The 23,487-nt window shown below is 32.0% G+C and carries 21 protein-coding genes and 2 tRNA genes; 13 read left to right on the top strand and 10 right to left on the bottom strand.

The features are described 5' to 3' along the window. Positions 1–34: 34 nt before the first annotated feature. The 7 genes from B0A78_RS07310 to B0A78_RS07280 form a co-directional block, all read right to left on the bottom strand. The gene (locus B0A78_RS07310) at positions 35–667 is read right to left on the bottom strand and encodes a phosphoribosylanthranilate isomerase (protein ID WP_169859103.1); all 633 of its coding nucleotides are present in this window, start codon (positions 665–667) and stop codon (positions 35–37) included. 70 nt (positions 668–737) lie between these two features. Then, positions 738–1,523 (bottom strand): indole-3-glycerol phosphate synthase TrpC, encoded by a 786-nt coding sequence (gene trpC, locus B0A78_RS07305; RefSeq protein WP_065213691.1) that lies wholly within the window; start codon positions 1,521–1,523, stop codon positions 738–740. A gap of 102 nt (positions 1,524–1,625) precedes the next feature. Beyond that, on the bottom strand, positions 1,626–2,618 hold the full coding sequence (gene trpD / locus B0A78_RS07300) for an anthranilate phosphoribosyltransferase (RefSeq protein ID WP_065213690.1): 993 nt from the start codon (positions 2,616–2,618) through the stop codon (positions 1,626–1,628). Positions 2,619–2,776: 158 nt separating this feature from the next. After that, complete coding sequence (locus B0A78_RS07295; protein WP_097609528.1) at positions 2,777–3,391, bottom strand: anthranilate synthase component II; 615 nt, start codon at positions 3,389–3,391, stop codon at positions 2,777–2,779. A gap of 54 nt (positions 3,392–3,445) precedes the next feature. After that, on the bottom strand, positions 3,446–4,846 hold the full coding sequence (locus B0A78_RS07290; RefSeq protein ID WP_097609527.1) for an anthranilate synthase component I family protein: 1,401 nt from the start codon (positions 4,844–4,846) through the stop codon (positions 3,446–3,448). 532 nt (positions 4,847–5,378) lie between these two features. Beyond that, on the bottom strand, positions 5,379–6,626 hold the full coding sequence (locus B0A78_RS07285; RefSeq protein ID WP_077225344.1) for a hypothetical protein: 1,248 nt from the start codon (positions 6,624–6,626) through the stop codon (positions 5,379–5,381). A gap of 495 nt (positions 6,627–7,121) precedes the next feature. Continuing rightward, a complete protein-coding gene (locus B0A78_RS07280; RefSeq protein ID WP_063743892.1) occupies positions 7,122–7,862 on the bottom strand; it encodes a DUF6261 family protein in 741 nt (246 codons plus the stop codon). A 1,063-nt stretch (positions 7,863–8,925) separates the two neighbouring features. Between B0A78_RS07280 and lipA the strand changes: the two genes are divergently transcribed. From lipA to B0A78_RS07265, 3 genes are all read left to right on the top strand, one after another. Next, a complete protein-coding gene (gene lipA, locus B0A78_RS07275) occupies positions 8,926–9,798 on the top strand; it encodes a lipoyl synthase (RefSeq protein WP_065213684.1) in 873 nt (290 codons plus the stop codon). Between the two features lie 73 nt (positions 9,799–9,871). Then, a complete protein-coding gene (gene gap / locus B0A78_RS07270; RefSeq protein ID WP_014164346.1) occupies positions 9,872–10,882 on the top strand; it encodes a type I glyceraldehyde-3-phosphate dehydrogenase in 1,011 nt (336 codons plus the stop codon). 29 nt (positions 10,883–10,911) lie between these two features. Continuing rightward, positions 10,912–13,089: a tetratricopeptide repeat-containing hybrid sensor histidine kinase/response regulator gene (locus B0A78_RS07265; RefSeq protein WP_097609525.1), complete on the top strand. Its 2,178-nt coding sequence runs from the start codon at positions 10,912–10,914 to the stop codon at positions 13,087–13,089. Positions 13,090–13,097: 8 nt separating this feature from the next. Here the strand turns inward: B0A78_RS07265 and B0A78_RS07260 are convergent, their stop codons facing one another. Both B0A78_RS07260 and lpxK read right to left on the bottom strand, forming a co-directional pair. Continuing rightward, complete coding sequence (locus B0A78_RS07260) at positions 13,098–13,910, bottom strand: purine-nucleoside phosphorylase (protein WP_014164348.1); 813 nt, start codon at positions 13,908–13,910, stop codon at positions 13,098–13,100. After that, positions 13,882–14,910, bottom strand: a complete 1,029-nt coding sequence (gene lpxK / locus B0A78_RS07255) for a tetraacyldisaccharide 4'-kinase (RefSeq protein ID WP_065213683.1) — start codon at positions 14,908–14,910, stop codon at positions 13,882–13,884. The genes B0A78_RS07260 and lpxK overlap by 29 nt, the downstream gene beginning before the upstream one ends. 171 nt (positions 14,911–15,081) lie before the next feature. Here lpxK and B0A78_RS07250 point away from each other — a divergent pair, with 171 nt between their 5' ends. The 4 genes from B0A78_RS07250 to rluF all read left to right on the top strand — a co-directional run bounded on the left by B0A78_RS07250 (position 15,082) and on the right by rluF (position 18,761). Continuing rightward, positions 15,082–16,197, top strand: a complete 1,116-nt coding sequence (locus B0A78_RS07250; protein WP_014164350.1) for a Nif3-like dinuclear metal center hexameric protein — start codon at positions 15,082–15,084, stop codon at positions 16,195–16,197. A gap of 4 nt (positions 16,198–16,201) precedes the next feature. Continuing rightward, on the top strand, positions 16,202–16,978 hold the full coding sequence (locus B0A78_RS07245; RefSeq protein ID WP_014164351.1) for a zinc ribbon domain-containing protein: 777 nt from the start codon (positions 16,202–16,204) through the stop codon (positions 16,976–16,978). A gap of 103 nt (positions 16,979–17,081) precedes the next feature. Then, positions 17,082–17,855: an alpha/beta fold hydrolase gene (locus B0A78_RS07240; RefSeq protein WP_014164352.1), complete on the top strand. Its 774-nt coding sequence runs from the start codon at positions 17,082–17,084 to the stop codon at positions 17,853–17,855. A 150-nt stretch (positions 17,856–18,005) separates the two neighbouring features. Further along, positions 18,006–18,761, top strand: a complete 756-nt coding sequence (gene rluF / locus B0A78_RS07235) for a 23S rRNA pseudouridine(2604) synthase RluF (protein WP_014164353.1) — start codon at positions 18,006–18,008, stop codon at positions 18,759–18,761. A 118-nt stretch (positions 18,762–18,879) separates the two neighbouring features. Here rluF and B0A78_RS07230 read toward each other — a convergent pair whose 3' ends face one another. Then, positions 18,880–20,418 (bottom strand): hypothetical protein, encoded by a 1,539-nt coding sequence (locus B0A78_RS07230; protein WP_065213682.1) that lies wholly within the window; start codon positions 20,416–20,418, stop codon positions 18,880–18,882. Between the two features lie 116 nt (positions 20,419–20,534). Here B0A78_RS07230 and B0A78_RS07225 point away from each other — a divergent pair, with 116 nt between their 5' ends. From B0A78_RS07225 to B0A78_RS07200, 6 genes are all read left to right on the top strand, one after another. Beyond that, positions 20,535–20,963 carry a PaaI family thioesterase gene (locus tag B0A78_RS07225; protein ID WP_014164355.1) on the top strand — a complete coding sequence of 143 codons (429 nt, stop codon included), beginning with the start codon at positions 20,535–20,537 and terminating at the stop codon, positions 20,961–20,963. A gap of 44 nt (positions 20,964–21,007) precedes the next feature. Continuing rightward, positions 21,008–22,087: an isochorismate synthase gene (locus B0A78_RS07220; protein ID WP_065213681.1), complete on the top strand. Its 1,080-nt coding sequence runs from the start codon at positions 21,008–21,010 to the stop codon at positions 22,085–22,087. 17 nt (positions 22,088–22,104) lie between these two features. Next, positions 22,105–22,821, top strand: a complete 717-nt coding sequence (gene bshB1, locus B0A78_RS07215; RefSeq protein WP_014164357.1) for a bacillithiol biosynthesis deacetylase BshB1 — start codon at positions 22,105–22,107, stop codon at positions 22,819–22,821. Between the two features lie 85 nt (positions 22,822–22,906). Continuing rightward, positions 22,907–22,982 (top strand) — tRNA-His (locus B0A78_RS07210). 35 nt (positions 22,983–23,017) lie between these two features. Next, positions 23,018–23,093 (top strand) — tRNA-His (locus B0A78_RS07205). Between the two features lie 65 nt (positions 23,094–23,158). After that, positions 23,159–23,320 (top strand): transposase, encoded by a 162-nt coding sequence (locus tag B0A78_RS07200; RefSeq protein ID WP_075348576.1) that lies wholly within the window; start codon positions 23,159–23,161, stop codon positions 23,318–23,320. The last annotated feature ends 167 nt before the right edge of the window (positions 23,321–23,487 follow it).

Raw genomic sequence — 23,487 nt, 5'->3', positions numbered from 1 at the left:
ACTCTTTACTCTTCACTCTTCACTCTTTACTTCTTCACTCAACATTCGTTAATCTTAAATCATCAATCAGTAACCTACATTTCTCCACATCTTTCAACCCTGCATCGATTTCAAATTTACTATTGACGTCTATGGCGTAACATTTTTGACCGACGTCAGTTTTTAGGAAAGCTTTTAGGGTGTCTAATTCGTTGATGCCAATACCTCCACTTAAAAAATAAGGTTTATCGGAAGGATAATTTTTTAAAATATCCCAATCAAAAGTAAATCCATTGCCTCCGTGTTGTTGTCCTTTGGTGTCAAACAAATAATAGTCGCAAACATTTTCATAGGCTAACAAACTTTGAAAATCAAAATGAGCATCCATCGAAAATACTTTGATAACTTCAATTGAAGTGTCTTTTAAGTCTTGGCACATCGTTGCAGACTCTTTTCCGTGTAATTGCACTGCATTCAATTGATACTGTTGTATTTTTTGTTGAATGGTTTCCAAATCAGCATTGACAAACACGCCCACTTTTTTGATGGTATTGGGAATCTCAGGGATATTTCCTGTGCAATGCCTTGGAGACATTTCATAAAAAATAAAACCTAAATAATCGGGTTTTAGTTTCGAAACTGCCTGTATGTTGACAGGGTATTTCATTCCGCATATTTTGATTTTCATAGTGTTTTGTTTTTACCATATAAGGCATATAAGTCCATTTAAGTTTTAGCTTCTATGCTCTTAATATGACTTATATGGTTATTTTTTTAATAAACTCCTTTAATGCCACTTCTGGATTATCGGTTTTCATAAAGTTTTCGCCTATTAAAAAACCTTGGTAACCATATTGTTGGAGTTCAATCACAGCACTAGGTTCGCTAATTCCACTTTCGGAAACTTTAACAAAATCATTTGGGATTTTAGGAGCGAGTTCCTTACTGTAATTCAGACTTACTTCAAAGGTTTTTAGATTACGATTGTTTACGCCAATCATATCCAAACTGGGCATAATCGATTTTTCCAATTCTTCTTCGTTGTGGACTTCCAATAAAACTTCTAAAGCCAATGATTGCGCAAATTCCGATAATTGTTTGATTTCTTCACGGGTTAAAACCGCTGCAATCAATAAAATGGTATCCGCACCATAAGCTTTCGCTTCAAGAATTTGGTATTCATCCACTATAAATTCTTTTCGCAATAAAGGCACCGAAGTCGATGCTTTAGCGAGAAGTAAATCATCTAACGAACCTCCGAAGTATTTTCCATCAGTCAGCACAGAAATCCCCGAAGCACCTCCATTTTGATACCCCATTACCACTGAGTTCACACTATGATTTTGATTGATAACCGCTTTAGATGGGGACCTACGTTTGTGTTCGGCGATAATACCCACAAAGTTGTTTCGTAAATTCTTGCTCATCGAAGTAGTTTTACCCCCAAATAACACCGATTGCTCCAATTGGCTTACTGGTATAATCGATTTTTTAAGACCAACTTCTATTTTTTTATCTGCTATTATTTTATCTAGAATATTCATTGTTTTTAAGTGATAAGTAAATAGTAATTAGTGATAAGTGAATAGTGTTTTGTGATTAGTTCATTTTCAGGAAATCTCTGACTAATCACTTTTTACTTTTCACTAATTACTTAATTTTTGTAATTTCTCCAACTTCTCCAAAGCCCTTCCACTCATTAAACTCTCTTTTGCTAGTTCAAATCCGTCGAGTACCGAGCAATTTTGAGCGGTGGCAATAGCCAATCCAGCATTAGCACAGACCACATTGTTTTGAGCCGTAGTACCGTTACCTTGAAGAATGTTCATAAAAATATCCGCCGATTCTTGTACAGTAGTTCCGCCAGCAATATCGATAGCGTTTAATTTGGTTATATTAAAATCTTCAGGTTTTAAGATTCTTTCGGTATTACGAGAAATAACTTTGGTAGCATTCGTTAACGATACTTCATCATAACCATCTAAATCGTGTAAAATGGTAAAATTAGTTTCGGTATTTTGGTACAAATAAGCATACATACGAGCTAATTCTAAATTGAAAACGCCCACCATTTGATGTTTAGGGAAACTCGGATTTACCATAGGACCTAACATATTAAAGAAGGTTTTTACACCCAATTCCTTTCGGATAGGCGCTACTTCTTTCATAGCAGGGTGGAAAAGCGGCGCGTGAAGGATACAAATATTCGCTTCTTCCAAACATTTTTCTAAAAAGCCTTTGTCATTACTGAATGTAACCCCAAGGTTTTCCATTACATTACTCGATCCAGAAATCGAGGAAAGTCCGTAATTCCCGTGTTTAGTTACTTTGGTACCTGCCCCAGCCGTGATAAAAGAGGCTAAAGTCGAAATATTAAACGTATCTTTTCCATCGCCGCCCGTTCCACAAAGGTCAATGGTGTCATAAGCCGAAAAATCGGTTGCGATACATAAATCTAATAGCGCTTGACGGAAACCTGCTAATTCAGCAATGGTAATAGGGCGCATCATAAACACGGTTAAAAACGATGCAATCTGACTCGGATTGTACTGTCCGTGTGAAATGTTGACTAATATTTGGTACGCCTCGTCTTGCGAAAGTGTTTCGTGTTGGAATAATTTATTAAGTGTTGATTTCATTAGGTGTGAATTAAAAATGATGAATTAAAAATTAAAAGTTCATTTGTTAGATTCTATGAAATGAAGTAACACAATGTTGCACAATGTTTTTTCACAACGTTTCACAATGAAAAAAACTTCTTTGACTTTGTGTCCGAACTTTGTGCGACTTTGTGTAACTACCCACGCCAACTTACCCAATTCTCTAAAATCTTTTTACCCAATGGTGTTAATACACTTTCAGGATGGTATTGCACCCCACGAACATCGTAGGACTTATGTTTTAAGGACATAATTTGTCCGTTATCATCTACCGAAGTCACTTCCAAAACCGCTGGGAAGTTTTCATTAGCCACCACCCACGAATGGTAACGGCCTACTTCAAACTCCGCTGGTAAATCTCTGAAAAGGACTTCATCAGGATTCGTTAATTTGACCTTTGTTGCTACCCCGTGATACACCTTTTCTAGGTTGGTTAACTGTCCACCAAAAACTTCACCTATGGCTTGTTGTCCTAGGCAAACCCCCAAGATACTTTTGGTAGGCGCATATTTTTCGATTACTTGTTTTAATAAACCCGCCTCATCAGGAATCCCAGGACCTGGAGAAAGTAGAATTTTATCAAACTTTTCAAGTTCGGCTAATTCAAATTCATCGTTGCGATACACCGTAATCTCACAAGCTAAATCTTCTAAGTAATGTACCAAGTTGTAGGTAAAACTATCGTAATTGTCTATGACTGCTATGAGCCCCTTTGCCCCCGAAGAGGGAACTGTTGTATGTGTTGTATTCATCTTTATATTTTTTTTAGTTGCTCTTAAGCCCTCCTTTGGAGGGTTTGGGAGGCTTTAAATTGTTTCTGCTAACTCTAAGGCTTTATTCAACGCTCCTAATTTGTTAAACACTTCGTTGTTTTCATTTTCTTCCACCGAATCGTTTACAATACCCGCACCAGCTTGATAATGCAATTCGTGATTTTTGCTAATAAAAGTACGAATCATTATGGCGTGGTTAAAATTTCCTTCAAAATCCATTACTCCAATGGCACCCCCGTAAAACGAACGGTTGGTATTTTCAATTTCTTCGATTAAATGTAAGGCTTTGTGTTTAGGCGCTCCTGAAAGCGTCCCCGCTGGAAAGGTGTCTGCCACCACCTGCATCGTCGTTGCCGACTCGTGTAATTCGCTGGTTACTTTAGAAACCAAATGAATGACGTGTGAAAAGAATTGGACTTCTCTGTATTTTTCTACTTGCACCTGATGTCCGTTACGACTCAAATCGTTACGGGCTAAATCGACTAGCATCACGTGTTCGCTATTTTCTTTAGGGTCTTCTGAAAGTTCTTTGGCTAAAAGCGCATCCTTTTCATCATCACCCGTACGTTTGAAAGTCCCTGCAATAGGATGGATTTCGGCTTTGCGGTTTTGAATGATAATTTGTGCTTCAGGAGACGAACCCATAATTTTGAAATTACCATAATCAAAATAAAATAGGTAAGGAGAAGGGTTGATGCTTCGTAAAGCACGATACACATTAAATTCGTCGCCTTTGAATTTTTGCGAAAAGCGACGCGACAACACCAACTGGAACACATCGCCACGGGCACAATGTTTCTTACCTAAGCTGACATTTTGTTTAAAAGCCTCATCGGTCAGGTTAGAAGTACTTTGCCCTTCACGCTCAAAAGTATATGAAGCAAAAGTTTTCGATTGTATGTATTGCTCGATTTCGGCTAAATTATCCTGTCCGTTTGTACTATGGCAAAACAAATACGCTTCGTTTTTAAAGTGATTGATAGCAATGATATTTTGATAAACGCTATAATGCATATCGGGAATGGCTAAATCCCCTTGTTTTTTTTGGATATCCACTTTTTCGAAATAGCGCACGGCATCAAACGTAGTGAATCCAAAAAGTCCATTAGTTATAAATTTGAAATTGGATTTTTCCACTTTAAAACGAGTTGTAAAACTTTCTATGGCATCCAAGACTTCTTTTTTATGGGTAATACTTTTGGTAGTCGAAGAACCGTCAGGAAAAGAAGTGGTTATAGTCTCGTTTTGAATCGTAATCGAAGCTATGGGATTGCAACAGATGTACGAAAAACTTTTATCATTAGTATGATAATCGTTACTTTCTAGCAAAATGCTGTGTGGGAATTTGTCCCTTAGTTTCAAGTAAATGCTTACCGGCGTGATGGTGTCGGCAAGGATTTGTTTGTAGGTGGTATGTAATTGTATTGTGTTCATTTTGTGTGTTTTCTAAATTTTTAACAATAAAAAAAGGCTTGTCGTGATTGACAAGCCTTTTTGAGTATATTATGGTTTTAAACTACTACATAGCTGGTACTGCTCACGACGACTGACGTAAGTTGTTCCACCACCAAGTATTGTTTAAACTATTTTGCATTTTTATTCTAAATATTTGTATAGTGCAAATGTATAGAATTATTTTTTTAAAATCCAAAACAAATTTTAAAAAAGCGTGTCGTATTTTTTTGTTTCCTTGTAGGATAGTGTTCGATATATGATTTTTTATAGCAATGGAATCTGTTTTTAAATAAACCTGTGGCTACGGATTTTTAAGAGAAGTATATGTCGTAGCAGGTGAAAAATGGAGGAAGAAGATTAGGGAGGGGTTTGGGGAGTAGTTTTATTTAGAAGACCTAACAGGTTTTTGAAACCTGTTGGGTTTAATTAGGAATAAATTGGAATTGTTTTTGGTTTGATGCAATATTGGTGCTAGTGTTGAATGAAATCTAACTCGTTGTTTTTAGTATTTTTATTCTTTACTTTCAACAATTATAGTTCTTGCTATTTCAAATATCAATTCTATTTCAATTCGTAAAATGTCAAGATTTGCAGGTGTAGGTGTAAATGGAATAGCTTTGGTGTCGTCAAAATCTGGATTTGAGTGAACTATGGAACACCTAATGGCGTAAATTCTCTTGGTTAAGCTTTGGAAAAAGTTTGAATCATTTCCGAAATCAATTTTACTTAATTTAAGTGGTTTTGAACAATTCAGTTCTATATCCTTTTCAAAATGCTCCTTTAATCGAATTGTTTCAAGATATGTTTTGAGTTCTTCACGATTAATAAACTGAGAAATAACTCTTTCAATTTTAATTTTGTCTGAAGTGTATCTGTCGTTTTCCTTTTTAAAAAAATTTACTGCTTGCCCAATATAATGACTTGTTTTTGTATGAAAATCAGGTTTAAGAATTATTTTTTTTATATAATCAGAAACCACAAGGTAAGCACTCTTGTCAGAGAAATATTCAATAATATGATAGTAGCAGATAAATTTAAATGGCAGATAGTCTACCTTTTCTCCGATATGAAAGTACTCAATGAGTTCAGGAATATACTTCTTGTAAATTAGATTTAATCTTTCATTAGGAAGTTCTGTATATCTATTGGTTCTTCTGAAAAGCCTTTTTGTCAAAGATTCTAAACTGATAGTTTCAAATCCATAACCATAAGTATATTCAATATCGAAAAGTATTGAGTTGAGAATATTTCTAATATCATTTTCAATTCCATCACTTGTAGGTTTTGTATAATTATTGATTTCTAAAATTAATGGTGTACGTCTACTATACATCCTTAAAGAACCACGAATTATTTGGGTGTATGAGCTTATTGGGTCTGTTTCTAATGCATATTTAAAACTTACTTCAAGTTCATTTTTAAAATAATTTAATGAAAGAGAGATAATGTCATTTCCGTCAGTCTCATCTTTGTCCATACTTCTGAACTCTCTATATGAAATACTTGTTAAAGCAACTTGTATTTTACCGTCTATCTGAATTGCAACAAAATCTTTAAATAGATATGGTTTTAAGTCAAAAAATGTTCTAACTCTGTCTAATTCGTCTTTTTCTCTTATTAAAAATTCTGCTATATTGTTACCATTGAAACCTTTAATCAGAAATATAGTTTTTATTTCTTCAGTTCCGTACTGCTTAATTTTCCTTTCTTCAACTTCTACCTTGAAGTCTTCTTTTAGTTTGACTATATCTTTTTCCATACTAGTATTACTCATAACTTCCAAATATACACATATAAATACTTTTCAAAAAAGAATAACTCAAAATACCTAGCTCATTTTTAAAAGTTTTCTCTTTTTGTAAAATTTGATTCAGTCTTTATAGTATTGAAGCAATAAAGCTTATTTTAGCCAATGTAAAAACTTGTTAGTCTTGTTAATCTATCAAAAAACACTCAAACTCCTCTTCATTTGCACCATCAACGAATGCGAAGTGCCACCGCACATACGATTTACCAAGACGATAATCGTTTAGCAATAAGGGAGAATAAAAAAGGTATCTATATGTAGGAGCATAGTTGAATGGTAGTGCTTTTTTGAGTGGGTATTTTTGAAAATTAAAGTCTTTTCAACTTTTAAATTTTCAATGGGGTAAGCTGTATATCCCAGCAATTGACCGTTAATAAATACGAAATGCAACCTTATCCTAAAGTTGCATTTCGAGTATAGACTAATTTGTAGTATTACTATTGAGTTTTAATTTTGAGTACTTGTGGTTAGATCAACTGATTTAGCTCTACCCACAATCAAATTGTTATATTGATCAATCAAGGCATTGAGCTGATTAATAGAGGTTGCGTAAGGTGAAATAGCAGGTGCCTCAATTAGCGTGTGAAATGCTGTAATACGATCTCTTAAGGCATAGTACACGGTGTTGGCTTCGTTGCGTTTGCTGATTAAATTTTCTGGTGTAGCATTGCCATATTCTTGAGTTCTATCAAGATATACGGTGTTAAACGCATTGTTTTGTTTTTTCATTTCGTCTTTCCATGCTGTCAAATTAAGGGTAGTAAGAGCAGCTATAAGTTCTGGTTTTGTTTCCCAATCGTTGATGATGTTAGTCAGGGTAGCTGTTTCGGCTTGGTAGTTTAATCGAGAGATCCCCGAACCGTAAAATCGTAGGTTAGTGGCTAATTTTTGTGCGGCTACTCGAAGGGTTTCCTCAAAATGGTATTCATACCCTTGAACCACATAGAATAAACCATTTATACAATCGTCCCTTCTTTTGTCAATGTTTAATAGGGTAGTGGTGTTTTCGTTCGCCAGCATTTTTTTGAACAGCGTATCCATTTCGCCAACTTTAGTTTGTAAATCCGCTAATTTTGCGGTTACATTTAGGGCGTTGGGATCGTTGCGTTCTACGATGGTAACAAAATCTTTCATGAACTGGAGGTACTCGGCATTGCGTAGTTTAACCAAGTCGATAGCGTTAATCATAGGTCTGTTTGTTTAAAATTTTAACTGCAATATAATTATTTTTCTCGAAAAGAGGTAGCAAGGGAGTAGGAGGTTTTCGGGGCTTCCCGAAAGTTTGTTGCGAGGGTGTTTGGGGTTTTCGGGCGTTCCCGAAAAGTGGTTACTAGGGTGCAGGAAGTTTTCGGGAAGCCCCGAAAGTTTGTTGCAGGGGTGTTTGGAACTTTCAGAAAATTTTATTTAAAAATGTTAACAAGTGGGTGGCTAGTTTATTAGTTGTTTGTTTTTGTAAATTTTGCTTGAGTTCTGGATGGTGTCTAATCAACATGCCGTTTGTCACTCCTACGTAAGGAGGCGTTTTATAATCAGCGTTATGTGATTTCTCCCTTTGGTCGAAATGAACAAGATTGTGAACTTTTGGGACAGTCTCAAGGTTAAAAAAATAGTATTATGAGGAAATTTTAAAGTTAAAATGGTATAACTACTTTGTTTTTAGCTATTGTGTCTCTCAGAGGTTGGGTGTCAAACTATACCATTGTTTGTCAGTTATATTTTCTAAAAGAGTTTTAAAGCCATTTAAATCATCGTTTATGAGTGGTATTTGATCGGTTCTAATTAGTGATGTTTTAGATTGCAGTATTTGATCAATCAGTTTAAATTCAGGATCAAGAGAAATAGAGTAAATGGCTAATTTTTTTCTAAAACGGTTGAATTTTTTATTGAAAGTGTATTTTTTTCGTTTGGATTAGTTTTGCTGTGTTAAGGATTAATTTCGTAGAAAAAGTTATCAAATTTTATGTTTTTTTGAATTTGTTAGATAAAGTATGGGATTTGATTGCTAAAGTGGTCTTCTTTAATTAATATATAATGATTTTGTTTAAGGTTAATTAGTAGTTCTTTCCATCCTTTTCCTTGAAGCCTTTTATTGGTAACTTAAAAAGGAATTGAAAAGGTTAGGAGGATATAATTGATGAATGACTAATTCTAAAATGGGAGAATAATGTATAGTTTTTTACGTTATTTTAACATAACAACCAAATCTTATTATTTATAACAATGATTATCTTTGTGGCGAAATAAATAAAGAATGGATACAACAAATACTTCAAATATACTTCCTACAGGAAAACCCAAATGGCTTAAGGTAAAACTTCCTATTGGTCAAAAATACACAGAATTGAGAGGATTGGTAGATAAGTATAAACTTAATACGATTTGTACTTCGGGAAGTTGCCCTAATATGGGAGAGTGTTGGGGTGAGGGTACAGCCACTTTTATGATTTTAGGAAATGTTTGTACACGGTCTTGTGGTTTTTGTGGGGTTAAAACGGGACGTCCGGAAGATATTGAATGGGATGAGCCGGAAAAAGTAGCGCGTTCTATTAAAATTATGAAGATCAAACATGCGGTTATTACAAGTGTTGATCGGGATGATATTAAAGATATGGGGTCTATTATTTGGGCGGAAACAATAAAAGCAATTCGCAGAATGAATCCACAGACGACTCTAGAAACTTTAATACCCGATTTTCAAGGTGTTGAACGCAATATAGATAGGATTGTAGAGGCTAACCCCGAAGTGGTTTCGCATAATATGGAAACGGTTCGTCGTTTAACAAGAGAAGTGCGTATACAGGCCAAATATGATAGAAGTTTAGCTGTTTTAAAATATTTAAAAGAACAAGGCATTCGTAGAACTAAATCAGGAATAATGCTTGGTTTAGGAGAAACAGAGGAAGAAGTTTATGAAACGATTCGAGATATTCGTACTCAGAATGTAGATATCATTACCATTGGACAATATTTACAACCTAGTAAAAAACATCTGCCTGTAAAACGGTATATTACACCAGAAGAATTTGCTAATTATGAAAAATACGCAAAAGAATTAGGGTTTCGTCATGTAGAAAGTGGCGCATTGGTACGTTCTAGTTATCACGCAGAAAAACATATACTTTAAATAACTATAGAATAAAATTTAGTTAATAAAAGAAACTGAATTTATTTTACCTTAATACCTTTAAATTTTGAATTTGAAACTTGAAACAAAAATAAGGATTGCCATTAATGGTTTTGGTCGTATTGGTAGAAATCTATTCAGATTATTGCTTAATCATCCTCAGATAGATGTTGTGGCTATTAATGATATTGCAGATAATAGAACTATGGCCCATCTGTTAAAATATGATAGTATACATGGTGTTTTACCTTTTGATGTTTCCTATAATGAAAAATCTATCATTGTAGAAGGAAGAGAATATATCTTTTTTCATGAAAAAGAAATAAAAAATTTAGTTTGGAAAGATTTAAATATAGATTTTGTTGTTGAAAGTACAGGAAAATTTAAAACATACGAGTCTATATATGCACATATTAAGGCAGGAGCTCAAAAAGTAATATTATCTGCGCCAGCTGAAGTAGATGCAATTAAGACGGTTGTTTTAGGAGTAAATGAGGATATTTTAGATGGAAGTGAAGTTATTATATCCAATGCAAGTTGTACGACTAATAACGCCGCTCCTATGATAAAAGTAATACAGGAATTGTGCGGTATTGAACAAGCCTATATTACCACTGTACATTCGTTTACTACGGATCAAAGTTTGCACGATCAGCCCCATAAAGATTTGCGTAGAGCGAGAGGAGCCTCGCAATCTATAGTACCCACTACTACTGGAGCAGCAAAAGCATTGACTAAAATATTTCCAGATTTAGAAGGAAAAATAGGAGGGTGTGGTATTAGAGTTCCAGTGCCAGATGGATCCCTTACAGATATTACTTTCAACGTTAAAAAAGAGGTTAGTATAGAAGAAATTAATACCACTTTTCTTAATGCTTCAAAAAATGAATTAAAAAATATTTTAGCTTACACAGAAGACCCAATTGTTTCGGTTGATATTTTAGGGAACCCTCATTCGTGTTTGTTTGATGCACAATTAACATCTGTTATCGATAAAATGGTAAAAGTAGTAGGATGGTATGACAACGAAATAGGATATTCGTCAAGAATTATTAATTTAATTGAATATATTGTAAAAAAATAATTACATTTAGGGAGTTTTTTCAACTCCCTATGAACAAAATATATTTATCGTTACTCCTATTTCTTAATTTACAGGTTTTAGGATTTTATAATAGTACAGATAACTCCTCTGTAGACAGTTCCTATTATTATTCTGAAAAGGCAATACGTTTTAAGGATTTTAAGATTTATGAAAGAGCATTAGAAAATGCCAATAAATCTATTGTGTTTGCGCAAAAGACAACTAATAATGCTTCTTTGGCCAATGGGTATTATACATTAGGTATTATTTATTTAGATTTTAAAAAATACGATGATGCAATAGAACAGTTTATTCGAGCTGTTTCTGTTTATAATACTCTGGAACCATCTACTAAGCTAGCTTTATCTTATTTTAAAATAGGAATTTGCCATTTGCATAAAGGAAATAATATAAAAGCTGAAGCCTATTTTAGCAAAGCTAATTCAGTATATGATAATATTGATTTACCTCAAGCCAAGGTTGTTTTGTTATTAGAAAAAACAAAAATTTATATAAAACAAAATAATCTAATATTGGCAGAAGCTAATTTGATAAAGTTATTAAATAGTCCTCACATTACAGAAATCAAAAGAAATCAAGCAGAAATATTTTTTCAATTAGGCATGGTAAAAAGTCTAGAAAAAAAATATGTAGACGCTTTAGAGTATTTAAAAAAAGGCTATCTGTTAAGTAAAAAAGAAAAAAATGCGTGTTTACAATTACGATGTACAGAAGAGTTAAGCAAAATTTATGAAATAAATGACTTAACTAACAATTCTTTATTCTTTTTAAAAAAACATCTTCGTATAAAAGACTCTCTAGAACGAGTAGGGCAGCTTAAGAATCAACATTTGATTAACGAACAAGTAAAAGTGGATGATTTGATGAAATCCATGGAAAAAATGGACAAGGATAAAAAGAGCCAAGAAAAAGCAACTCAGTTTTCTAAATTAATAAATATTCTTGCAATAGCTCTGATTACAATTCTTTCGTTACTAAGTCTTTCTCTGTATAAAAATAATATTATTCGTAATAAATCGAATGAATTATTAAGAGAAAAAAACAATGAATTAAAAATAGCAAAAGAAAGAATAGAAAAAGCATCTAAAGCTAGAACCGAATTTTTATCTACAGTAAGCCATGAACTAAGAACGCCATTAAACGCTATTAATGGTATCTCTCATTTGTTATTAGAAGAAAATCCTAAAAAAAGTCAAATAGAATATTTGAAATCATTAAAATTCTCAGGGAATTATCTTTTGACTTATATAGATGAAATTTTAGAAATTAATAGAATCGAATCCAATAATATAGAATTAGAATTAATCAATTTTAACTTCAGAGAACTTATTAATAATATACATAAATCTTTAAAAGAGTTAGCCGAACAAAATAATAATTTATTTAGGTTAGAAATAGATGAAAATATTCCTCAAAATCTCATAGGTGATACGACTAAAATATCGCAAATTTTTATTAATTTAATAAACAATGCCTTAAAATTTACAAAAAATGGAGAAGTATTGTTCATAGCAAAATTAATTTCGGAAGACAAAAACTTATGTAATATTCATTTTGAAATTAAAGATACAGGTATCGGAATACCAGAAAATAAACAAGAAGAAATTTTTGAAAGTTTTTCTCAAGGATCAGTAGAAATAAATAGAAAATATGGAGGTACAGGATTAGGACTGACTATTGTAAAAAGATTAGTAGCTCTAATGAAAGGAGATATAAAAGTAACAAGTATAGTAGATAAAGGATCACAGTTTTATTTTGATTTGACATTAGAAAAAGGAGTTTCAGAAATAGAAGTAACAGATCAACAACTAAATAATGAAGTATTCATTGGTAAAAAAGTTTTACTTGTAGAAGACAATAAAATAAACCAAATGATTACGAAGAAAATATTAGAAAAGAAAAAAATGCTTGTTACTTTATGCGAAACAGGGGAGGACTCTATTGAAATGATGCGTAAAAATCAATACGATATAACCTTAATGGATGTGCATTTACCAGGAATAAATGGAACGATTGCAACCGAAAAAATTAGAAAATTTGATGAAGAAACACCTATTATTGCATTAACGGCTATTTCTTTAAATGAAAACCGAGAAATGCTTTTATCGTATGGTATGACAGACGTTATAACCAAACCGTTTAATCCCGATGATTTTTATAAAATCATCGAGACTAACCTTGTTTGATGTTGTATTTAATACTGTAAAATGATTTCTTTGATTAATTTGCGTACCTGAGGTTCTGTACTTTTTACAGCTTGTAGAACTTCTTCATGTGTTACACTGTCTATATTTTCGGCATCTCCCATATCTGTTATGACTGAAATTCCGAAAGTTTCTAGTTCCATGTGTCTCGCTACAATTACTTCAGGTACCGTACTCATTCCAACACAGTCGCAACCAACGGCTTTTACCATTTTATACTCCGCTAGGGTTTCATAAGTAGGTCCTTGTAATGCTAAATAGATTCCTTCTTGTACTTCAATTCCTAAATCATTTGCAATTTCTTTTGCTTTTGCCAGCATTTGTCTGCTATAAGGTTCACTCATATTAACGAATCGAGGACCAAAACGTTCGTCATTTTTACCACGTAAAGGATGTTCTGGCATCATATTTAAATGGTCTTTTAATAAAACAATAGAACCCACACTATAATCAGGGTTTACTCCTCCAGAAGCATTGGAAACAATTAATTTGTTTACTCCAATGTATTTCATAACTCGCACAGGAAAAGTTACTTCCTGCATAGTATAACCTTCATAATAATGGAAACGGCCTTGCATGGCTACCACCTTTTTTGAACCTATAGTTCCAAATACTAATGCTCCTTTATGTCCTTGTACAGTAGATACAGGGAAATTAGGAATTTCGCTATAAGATAGTATAAACTCAACTTCAATATCGTCAGTAAAACCACCTAATCCAGAACCTAGAATGATACCATATTCAGGTTCAAAATTGATTTTGTTTGTAATGTAATCAACGGTTTCTTGTACTTTTTCCCACATAGTTTAAAATTTCAGATTCAAATAATATACTTTCTTTGTTAAATAAGCTTTTTATAGGTAAATAATATAGTTGTTCTTTAGGTAATTTTCCTTTTAGACGCACGTAATCTTTTTCTGTTGTTATAATTTTTTTACCTGAGGCACGCTTTAAAATAGATTTTAAATCGGTTGATGTAAAATTATGATGATCTGTAAAGACCATCTGATTCTCCTTTTTAACCTTTAAAAAATTAAAAAAGGGCTCAGGTTTTGCAATTCCTGCAATTACAAGGTAATCGCATTCTAGAGATGAAATAGTAATAGATTGTTCTTCATTATATACCTTTTCATCATACCCTATATAAGAAAAATAAATAGATGTTTCTCTTTTTGAAAATGACTGTACTTTTTCAACTATTTTTGATTTCGCAATTTCATCAATTTCTTTAGGACATTTTGTGATAATTATCATGTTAGCTCGTTGAGCTCCCTTCTTATTTTCACGCAAATTACCTGTAGGTAACATAAAATCGTTATAAAATAAGTCATCATAAGAAGATAGCATTATGTAAAAACCAGCCTTTACTTTTCTGTGTTGAAACGCGTCATCTAATAAAATAATATCAGGTTTATTTGGTAGTGATAATAATTTTTCAATTCCTTCTTTTCTATTGGCTTCTACGGCTACATGAATTTTAGGAAATTTTTGGAAAAATTGATACGGCTCATCTCCCAAGATTTCACTGGTTACTTTTTCATCAGCTAAAACAAATCCTTTTGATTTACGCTTATAACCACGACTTAATGTTGCTATTTTATATTTACTAGACAATAAACGAATTAAATACTCTATCTGTGGGGTTTTACCTGTTCCTCCTACACTCAAATTGCCAACAGCAATAATAGGAATATTAAAAACGTAAGATTTAAAAAAACCTATATCAAACAAAAAATTTCGAATACAGGTTATTATACCATATACTATAGAAAAAGGAAAGAGTAGTTTTCGAAGCGTTTTCATTTTTAATGACAAATTATACAAAGGTAATAAATCATTAACCAACAGAAAAAATATAATTTGATTCAAAACAAAAGTTTTAGAAAAAAAGAATAATATAACGGCATTACAAATTATTGTATAGCTTCAAAATAAAATCAATAAATTTGCAAAAAGTCAAGAAATAAAGGATTTATGATAATAAATGATATAATTTCTATTTTAGAAGAAATGGCTCCTTTAGCCTATGCAGAAGATTTTGACAATGTAGGCCTATTGGTAGGGAATAGATATTTAGAAGCTACAGGGGTGTTAGTTTGTCATGACGCTTTAGAAACTGTAATTGATGAGGCTATTTTAAAAAAATGCAATATGGTCGTTTGTTTTCATCCCATTCTATTTTCGGGAATTAAAAAAATTACAGGTAAAAATTACGTTGAACGAGCCATTTTAAAAGCAATCAAAAATGATATAGCTATTTATGCCGTACATACAGCCTTAGACAATCATCAAGAAGGAGTTAATAAAATATTTTGTGATGCTTTGGGATTACAAAATACTAAAATACTGATCCCCAAACCTCATTTTATTCAAAAGCTAGTGACTTATACAATCCCAGAAAATGCAGCACAAGTTCGTCATGCTCTATTTAAGGCAGGAGCTGGAAAAATTGGGAACTATGAAGATTGCAGTTTTAGTTCAAGAGGAAAAGGAACTTATATGGGGAACGAAAATAGTACCCCCGAAGTAGGGAAACCACTTGAATTTATAGAAGCAGAGGAAATTAAAATAGAAGTTACTTTTGAAAAATATAGACAAGGAAAGATTTTAAAAGCTTTATTTGAAAATCATTTATATGAAGAGGTTGCATACGAAATATACAATTTAGAAAATTTGCATCAGAATATAGGTTTAGGTATGATAGGTGAATTAGAAACACCAATGGATGAAAAAGAATTTCTTCAGTTTGTAAAAGAAAAAATGCAATGTGAAGGCATTAGACATACTCACTTTATGCAAAAAAATATTAAAAAAGTTGCTGTTTTAGGAGGGGCTGGAGCTTTTGCTATTCAAAATGCTATTCAAAATGGAGCAGATGCGTACTTAACAGCAGATCTAAAATATCATAATTTTTACGAAGCGGAAAGCAAAATTTTACTAGCTGACATTGGGCATTTTGAAAGTGAAAGATTTACAAAAAAATATATTGTTGATTTTCTTAAGAAAAAAATTTGTAGTTTTGCAAACTATTTGTCGAAAGACAAAATTATGTTATCTGAAATAAATACAAATCCAGTTAATTACTTGTAGAAATATGGCAACAAAAGAATTGAATGTAGAAGAAAAATTAAGAGCGTTATACGACTTACAATTAATCGATTCAAGAATCGACGAAATTAGAAACGTGAGAGGGGAATTACCTCTTGAAGTGGAAGATTTAGAAGATGAGGTTGCTGGTTTGACTAAAAGAGTTGAAAAATTAAAAGCTGATTTAGATTCAATCGAAGAACAAATAAAAGGCAAAAAGGGTTCTATAGAGGAACACAAGGAAGCAATTAAAAAATATACTGCGCAACAGAAAGAAGTTCGTAATAACCGTGAATTTAATTCTTTGACAAAAGAAGTTGAGTTTCAGGAACTTGAAATTCAATTAGCAGAAAAGCATATTCGTGAAATGAAAGCTTCAATTGAACATAAAAAAGTTTCGATTGCTCAAACAAAAGAAAAATTAGATGCAAAATCAACTCACCTGAAGCACAAAAAGTCAGAATTACAAGAAATTATGGCTGAAACACAAAAAGAAGAAGCTTTTTTAGTGAGTAAATCACAAGAATTTGAAGAACAGATAGAAGAGCGTTTATTAAAAGCCTACAAACGTATTCGCGGAAATGTACGCAATGGTTTAGCAGTAGTTTCTATTGAACGTGGGGCTTCAGCAGGATCTTTTTTTACAATTCCACCGCAAACACAAATGGAAATTGCCGCTCGTAAAAAGGTAATTACTGACGAGCATAGTGGACGAATTTTAGTTGATGCCGTTTTAGCGGATGAAGAAAGAGAAAAAATAGAACAATTATTTGCTAAAATATAATTATAGTAAATCCCGAGCAATCGGGATTTTTTTTATGAATCATTTTTTTTATTTTTTATTTACTAAATCCATAGGCTTATACCTTAATATTTTGAGTTTTTTAATGCCTAAAAAAGCATTAGAAATTTCATTTCTCCTTTTTAGTACACCTAGAAAAGGAAAATTAAAAAAAGAAAAACTTCCCCAATTTTTACAAAACCCTAAAAAAGAACGATTAAATTATAAAGATTCTTTTTTTCAAACCTATGTTTGGGAAGGGAATGATACAAGAATACTTTTAGTTCATGGTTGGCAAAGTAATTCCTCACGTTGGGAAAATATGTTCTCTTATTTAAAAAAAACAGGAAGTACTATTATAGCCCTTGATGCACCTGCCCATGGTCTTTCGGAAGGAAAAAAATTTAGTATTCCCCAATACAGTCAATTTATCAGCAAAACAGTTCAAAGATACCAACCGCAATACCTAATAGGACATTCAATAGGAGGCAAAGCCTGTTTGTATTATCAATACAATTTTCCAACAAACGTAATAAAAAAAATAATTATTTTAGGAGCTCCTTGTGATTTTACAACAATTCTAAAAAATTACACAGATTTATTAAGTTTAAACGCAAAACTGGTGAAAGAATTAAAAAATAAATGTACGACCGAATATAAACAAAAAATAGAAACATTTTCTGCTGATTTATTTGTACAAAATACAAAGATAAAAGGATTAGTTGTTCATGATATTCATGATAAAACAGTGTCTATTGATGAGGGAATAAAAATAGTAAAAGCTTGGAAAAATGCACGTTTTCTTCAAACTAAAGACTTAGGGCATTCGTTGCAAAATTCAGAAGTTTTTAAAGAAATTGGCCTGTTTTTATTTGATTAAAACATACTTACCTAGAAACAATACACTTGTTGTTTAAATAAAGATAAATTTTCTTACCAATGAAAGTTGCCCAATGCAGAAATTCAAATTGTAATGTCCTTTTCTTATATCTGCAATCTGATTTCTAATATCTATTATTATCTTTGCCAAATGGAAGAGAATAAGACAAGAATTAATAAATTTTTATCAGAAACAGGTTTTTGTTCCCGTCGTGAAGCAGATAAATTATTAGAACAAGGACGAATAACAATTAATGGAAAAAAACCAGAGCTAGGCACTAAAGTATCTTTAGAAGACGAAATAAGGGTTGATGGTAAGCTTATTCGAGAAAAGACAAGTAAACCCATTTACTTAGCCTTTCATAAACCTGTAGGAATAGAGTGTACAACCAATCTAAAAGTAAAAAATAATATAATTGATTATATTAATTACCCCAAAAGAATTTTTCCTATAGGTCGATTAGATAAAGCTAGTGAAGGTCTTATATTCATGACAGATGACGGAGATATTGTAAACAAAATATTAAGAGCTCGTAACAATCACGAAAAAGAGTATATTGTAACCGTAGATAAACCAATAAACGAACGTTTTATACAACGTATGGGGAATGGAATACCTATTTTAGGAACGGTAACACGTAAATGCAAAGTAGAAACAATCAATGCTACAACATTTAAAATAATATTAACACAAGGGTTAAACAGACAAATTCGTCGTATGTGTGAATATTTAGGGTATGATGTAGTACGATTAAAAAGAGTACGCATAATAAATATTTCATTAGATATTCCACTAGGTCGATACAGAGCACTAACAGAAAATGAAATAAATCAATTAAGTAAATTAATTGCTCCTTCTAGCAAAACAGAAGAGGCTAGTTTTTTAAAATCAAATAAAAAAGAATGATTTCTTTTTAAATAATGACTCTTTTTACTAAATAACAAGAATAAAAAATCCAATTATGAATGGACATAATTGGATTTTTTAATAAAATACCTTTTGAAGGTATTATGGCAAAAAATAATTACTCATTTAAATGTTGATAAGCCCCTAAATCAGAAGGTAGTGTCCTGTTTTTACCCTCTATGTCCTTAGGAATTAAAAAAGAGTCATTTCCTTTTGCTATAGCAACAGAGTTTTTAAGAATTCGAAGATCGTTTTTAAAAGGATCCTTAAATTTAGGATCAAAATTATTTTGACGTGTATTTACAATATTATTGTTGCTAGTATTTTTTATAAAATCATATAAAGAAGTGTTGTACTGATTATTTGTATCATTAAACTTTATTAAACAGTAACTAAAATCAAGGTTGAATGCAGCTAAATTATTTTTTTTCAAGCCTAATTCAATATTGTTATTGCCATAGATTATACAATTTACAAAACTAGCCAAGCTAAGATCGGAAATCAATAAAACATCTTTTTGTTTGTATGTATTATCTATATAGACACATGGGGTTTGACGATTACTATTATTCCAGTAGTTTGCAAAAGTACACGATTTAAAACGATATTCACCTCCTAATGTACAGGCTAAACTAGCCTGCCCACATTTGTTAATAACAATGTTTTCGCCATATATTTTCCCTTTTCTAGCAGCTAATCCAAAATCACTAGAGTTGTATATTTGTGTGTTAAATATATTAGTGGTAGATCCATCGTTTTTATCTACGAAAATACCAAATGAGCTGTTTTTGATAGTTAAATGATTAAATTCATTTTTTGTGCTCCCGTCAGCTAAATAAATCCCTCCCCATTGCCCAGGAATATCCGCATATTTTGGTTCTAAACGATCACTTTCAAATACTACTTCTTTTTCTAGCTTTTTTGGATCACTAGATTCCTCTCCATTTATCTTAATACTCCCTGATTTTTTTACAAAAATGCCTGATTGATTATGACAATATATCCTAGCTCCAGGATCTATTATTAATGTTTTATCGGCGGGAACTCCAGCATACCCATAAATAACATACGGTTTTTTATTGGTAAAATGAAGTTCATTACCATTAATGGGGTCTTTTTCGCTTAATTCAAAGCCATAAACAGTATTGTCAGGTACCAAATTATCTAAAGTTAATTTTTCTTTTTTTTCAGGATATAAAAAAACGGCATCTTGAATGAGTGTAACTAAGTCCACTTTTTGTTGATTGAGTCCTGTGTCAAACAAAATTTGATCTGTATAAAGATAGTCTGTTACATCCGCATCTTTAATATCCGCTGTTTCTTCAATGAAAATATATAGACTATCATTGGCTAAAATTTCTACATCGTTAAATATTTTACCCTGATTATTCATACCAGTTGTGCCATCAATCATTAATCTGTATTTAGAAAGGGTTCCTTTGGCTAGAGAAACCGTAGGGATGCGTATATCTTTATGGCTCTTGTTGTATACTTTTAGAGAATATGTACTAGAAGAAACTCCTGAAAAAACAGTATCTAGGTAAACTGTGTTTTTAGAGAATAATAATTGCCCGTTACTAAGTTCTGTTTCAAAATCTTTTCGGCAAGAAATAAATATTGAAATGATGCTAATTAAAAAAAATAAATATTGACGCATTATATATATAATTTGGTATAAAAATACTGAAAATAAAAATGTAAAATATTGTTTTTTTATCCGCTGAATATCTTTTAATCCTATTTTTTGTACTTTTGATAGGATATTTTATTAATATGATACTGGATAAAGAAAAATTTATTGAAAAATGCAACGTTTTGTGTCAAAATACATTGATGCAAACTTTAAAAATAGAATTTATAGAAGCGGGGGATGATTATCTAGTAGCTCAAATGCCTGTGGATAGTAACGTGCATCAACCAATGGGGTTGTTGCATGGAGGTGCTACTGTAGCTTTAGCAGAAAGTGTTGGCAGTGCAGCCTCGCTTATGTTTATAAATCTAGATAAACAAGAGGTTAGAGGAGTAGAAATAGCCGCCAATCATTTAAAAAGTAAGAGAACAGGAATAGTAACAGCAACAGCCAAATTAGTTCATAAGGGAAGATCTTTGCATTTATGGGAAATAAGAATCGAGGATGAAAATAAAACATTAATTTCATTATGTAAATTAACAAATATGGTATTACCCAAAAGAGAACAATAGTTTGTTTTTAGTTTTCAGTGGTGTTTTAACTAAAATATAATAAAATGAAAAGCATATTTGAAAGGGTAAGAATTCAACAAAAGATGAATTTGCCATTTGTTCTTTATCGTAAACCTAATACAAAGACATTAGTAGGAATTTTTCAAGAAAATGACCATATTTATTTTACAGAAAACTTTACTGAAGAAGCCTTTGTTTTTGCTCCTTTTGATGGAGTACCCATCATTTTTCCATTAGAAAAAGCAGAAATAAAATACAACTCTGTTTATTTTGATCATCTAATGCAAGAATTAGAAACAAATATTTTAGAAGATCAGATAGAAAAACAAAGTTTTATTGAATTAGTTGAAAATGGAATAAAAACAATAAAAACAGGTGTTTTTGATAAGGTAGTACTTTCAAGAACCGAAATGATTCAAATAAATCATTTTGATTTATTTACAAGTTTTGAACAGATGCTTTTTAAGTACCCTTCTGCTTTATGTTATACTTGGTACCATCCAAAAATTGGATTATGGATGGGGGCTACTCCTGAAAAATTGTTTGCTATTAAAGAAAATAAATTTCAAACGATGGCTTTAGCAGGTACTCAGGTTGTTAAAAATGAAGAATGCGTTTTGTGGGGAGATAAGGAAAAAAAAGAGCAACAATTTGTAACAGACTTTATAAAACAAGAATTAGGGAGTGTGGTTACTGACCTTCAAGTTTCGGAAGCCTATACTAGTAAAGCAGGAAATTTATTCCATTTAAAAACAGATATAAAAGGCAGAATAAAAGAAGTTGCCAATTTAAAAAAAATTATTGATGTTTTGCATCCAACTCCAGCTGTATGTGGAGTTCCTAAAAATTTAACCAAAACATTTATAGAAAAATCAGAAGGATACGATCGAGAATTTTATACTGGATTTTTGGGTGAATTAAATATAGATTGTAGTACAAACGAAAAAGCAACTGATTTGTATGTTAATTTAAGATGTATGAAGGTTTCTGAAAATAAGATAAATTTATTTATGGGATGTGGAGTTACAGAAGGAAGTCATCCAGAATTAGAATGGTATGAAACCCTTAACAAAAGTAAAACCATGCGAATGATTATAAATAATTTAAAAGAAGAAGTAGTATAAAGAAGCAATTTTAAATAATGAAATTAGATATATTAGCATTTGGTGCGCATCCTGATGATGTAGAGTTAGGCTGTGCGGGTACTTTAGCAAAAGAAGCAAGTTTAGGTAAAAAAGTAGGAATAGTAGATTTGACAAGGGGGGAGTTAGGAACCCGTGGTACTGCTGAAATTAGAGATTTAGAAGCATTAAAAGCAGCTGAAATTTTGAAGGTTAAAATACGAGAAAATTTAAACTTTAAAGATGGATTTTTTAGCAATGATGAACAACATCAATTACAGGTTATCAAAATGATCCGTAAGTATAAACCCGAAATAGTATTGTGTAATGCCGTTCAAGATAGACACATAGATCATCCGAAAGGTAGTAATTTAGTTTCTGACGCTTGTTTTTTATCAGGATTACCTAAAATAAAAACAGAACTGGAAGGACAATATCAAGAAGCTTGGCGACCTAAAAAAGTTTACCATTATATACAATGGATGAATATAAAACCTGATTTTGCGGTTGATATTTCAGGATTTATAGAGCTAAAGATGCAGTCTATTTTAGCGTATTCTTCTCAATTCTATGACCCTAACTCATCAGAACCAGAGACACCTATAACTTCAAAAAACTTTTTAGAGAGTGTTCAATACCGAGCACAAGATTTAGGAAGATTAATAGGGACGGATTTTGCTGAAGGATTTACTGTAGAAAGATGTTTGGCAGTCAGTAATTTAGGGGATTTGTTGTGATTTTTTTAAATAATTATTTGCAAGACTAAAATTTTGTAGTATATTTGCACTCGCAATACAGAAGTAATGAGTGTTGCTTAAAAATGGTGATTGTAGCTCAGTTGGTTAGAGCGTCGGATTGTGGTTCCGAAGGTCGTGGGTTCGAGACCCATCATTCACCCGAATTAATACTTTAGGTGTTTTTAAAATACATAATGGTGATTGTAGCTCAGTTGGTTAGAGCGTCGGATTGTGGTTCCGAAGGTCGTGGGTTCGAGACCCATCATTCACCCTAGAAAGAGATCCTGTTTGAAAAAGCAGGATTTTTTGTTTTTGATATTCATTTGTTAGGTGAAGGGTGGTGAATCGCTACAAAGCGATGTTAAACTACTTTGATAATAGAAGTACTAATGCAGCTGCTGAATCTTTTAATGCTAAAATAAAAGCCTTTAGAAGTTACTTTAGAGGGGTAAGAAAGATAGATTTCTTCTTATTCAGATTATCTAATCTTTTTGCATAATCCCCAACTTTTGTTCTTGATCCCTAATTTCAATAAACTTTCGTCAATATCATATTTTATAATGCTTTACAGTGTTTTTGCCAACCATTTTTGACTATTGAATAAATAAAAAAAAACCGATAATAATTAAATTATCGGTTTTTATGGGTGGGGAGAGCAGGATTCGA

Source organism: Flavobacterium columnare NBRC 100251 = ATCC 23463, assembly GCF_002530675.1.
Taxonomy (GTDB): domain Bacteria; phylum Bacteroidota; class Bacteroidia; order Flavobacteriales; family Flavobacteriaceae; genus Flavobacterium; species Flavobacterium columnare.
The sequence above is the reverse complement of the archived record's forward strand: the minus strand, read 5'-3'. Positions and strand labels throughout refer to the sequence as shown.

Excerpts from the sequence above, each read along its gene's own strand:
- B0A78_RS07250 (WP_014164350.1), top strand. The coding sequence starts at position 15,082 with ATGATAATAAATGATATAATTTCTATTTTAGAAGAAATGGCTCCTTTA.
- B0A78_RS07225 (WP_014164355.1), top strand. The coding sequence starts at position 20,535 with ATGATACTGGATAAAGAAAAATTTATTGAAAAATGCAACGTTTTGTGT.
- B0A78_RS07265 (WP_097609525.1), top strand. The coding sequence starts at position 10,912 with ATGAACAAAATATATTTATCGTTACTCCTATTTCTTAATTTACAGGTT.
- B0A78_RS07240 (WP_014164352.1), top strand. The coding sequence starts at position 17,082 with ATGCCTAAAAAAGCATTAGAAATTTCATTTCTCCTTTTTAGTACACCT.
- lipA (WP_065213684.1), top strand. The coding sequence starts at position 8,926 with ATGGATACAACAAATACTTCAAATATACTTCCTACAGGAAAACCCAAA.
- lpxK (WP_065213683.1), bottom strand. The coding sequence starts at position 14,910 with ATGAAAACGCTTCGAAAACTACTCTTTCCTTTTTCTATAGTATATGGT.
- B0A78_RS07280 (WP_063743892.1), bottom strand. The coding sequence starts at position 7,862 with ATGATTAACGCTATCGACTTGGTTAAACTACGCAATGCCGAGTACCTC.
- rluF (WP_014164353.1), top strand. The coding sequence starts at position 18,006 with ATGGAAGAGAATAAGACAAGAATTAATAAATTTTTATCAGAAACAGGT.
- B0A78_RS07295 (WP_097609528.1), bottom strand. The coding sequence starts at position 3,391 with ATGAATACAACACATACAACAGTTCCCTCTTCGGGGGCAAAGGGGCTC.
- B0A78_RS07310 (WP_169859103.1), bottom strand. The coding sequence starts at position 667 with ATGAAAATCAAAATATGCGGAATGAAATACCCTGTCAACATACAGGCA.
- B0A78_RS07285 (WP_077225344.1), bottom strand. The coding sequence starts at position 6,626 with ATGGAAAAAGATATAGTCAAACTAAAAGAAGACTTCAAGGTAGAAGTT.
- trpC (WP_065213691.1), bottom strand. The coding sequence starts at position 1,523 with ATGAATATTCTAGATAAAATAATAGCAGATAAAAAAATAGAAGTTGGT.
- B0A78_RS07260 (WP_014164348.1), bottom strand. The coding sequence starts at position 13,910 with ATGTGGGAAAAAGTACAAGAAACCGTTGATTACATTACAAACAAAATC.
- B0A78_RS07245 (WP_014164351.1), top strand. The coding sequence starts at position 16,202 with ATGGCAACAAAAGAATTGAATGTAGAAGAAAAATTAAGAGCGTTATAC.
- trpD (WP_065213690.1), bottom strand. The coding sequence starts at position 2,618 with ATGAAATCAACACTTAATAAATTATTCCAACACGAAACACTTTCGCAA.
- bshB1 (WP_014164357.1), top strand. The coding sequence starts at position 22,105 with ATGAAATTAGATATATTAGCATTTGGTGCGCATCCTGATGATGTAGAG.
- B0A78_RS07290 (WP_097609527.1), bottom strand. The coding sequence starts at position 4,846 with ATGAACACAATACAATTACATACCACCTACAAACAAATCCTTGCCGAC.
- B0A78_RS07220 (WP_065213681.1), top strand. The coding sequence starts at position 21,008 with ATGAAAAGCATATTTGAAAGGGTAAGAATTCAACAAAAGATGAATTTG.
- B0A78_RS07230 (WP_065213682.1), bottom strand. The coding sequence starts at position 20,418 with ATGCGTCAATATTTATTTTTTTTAATTAGCATCATTTCAATATTTATT.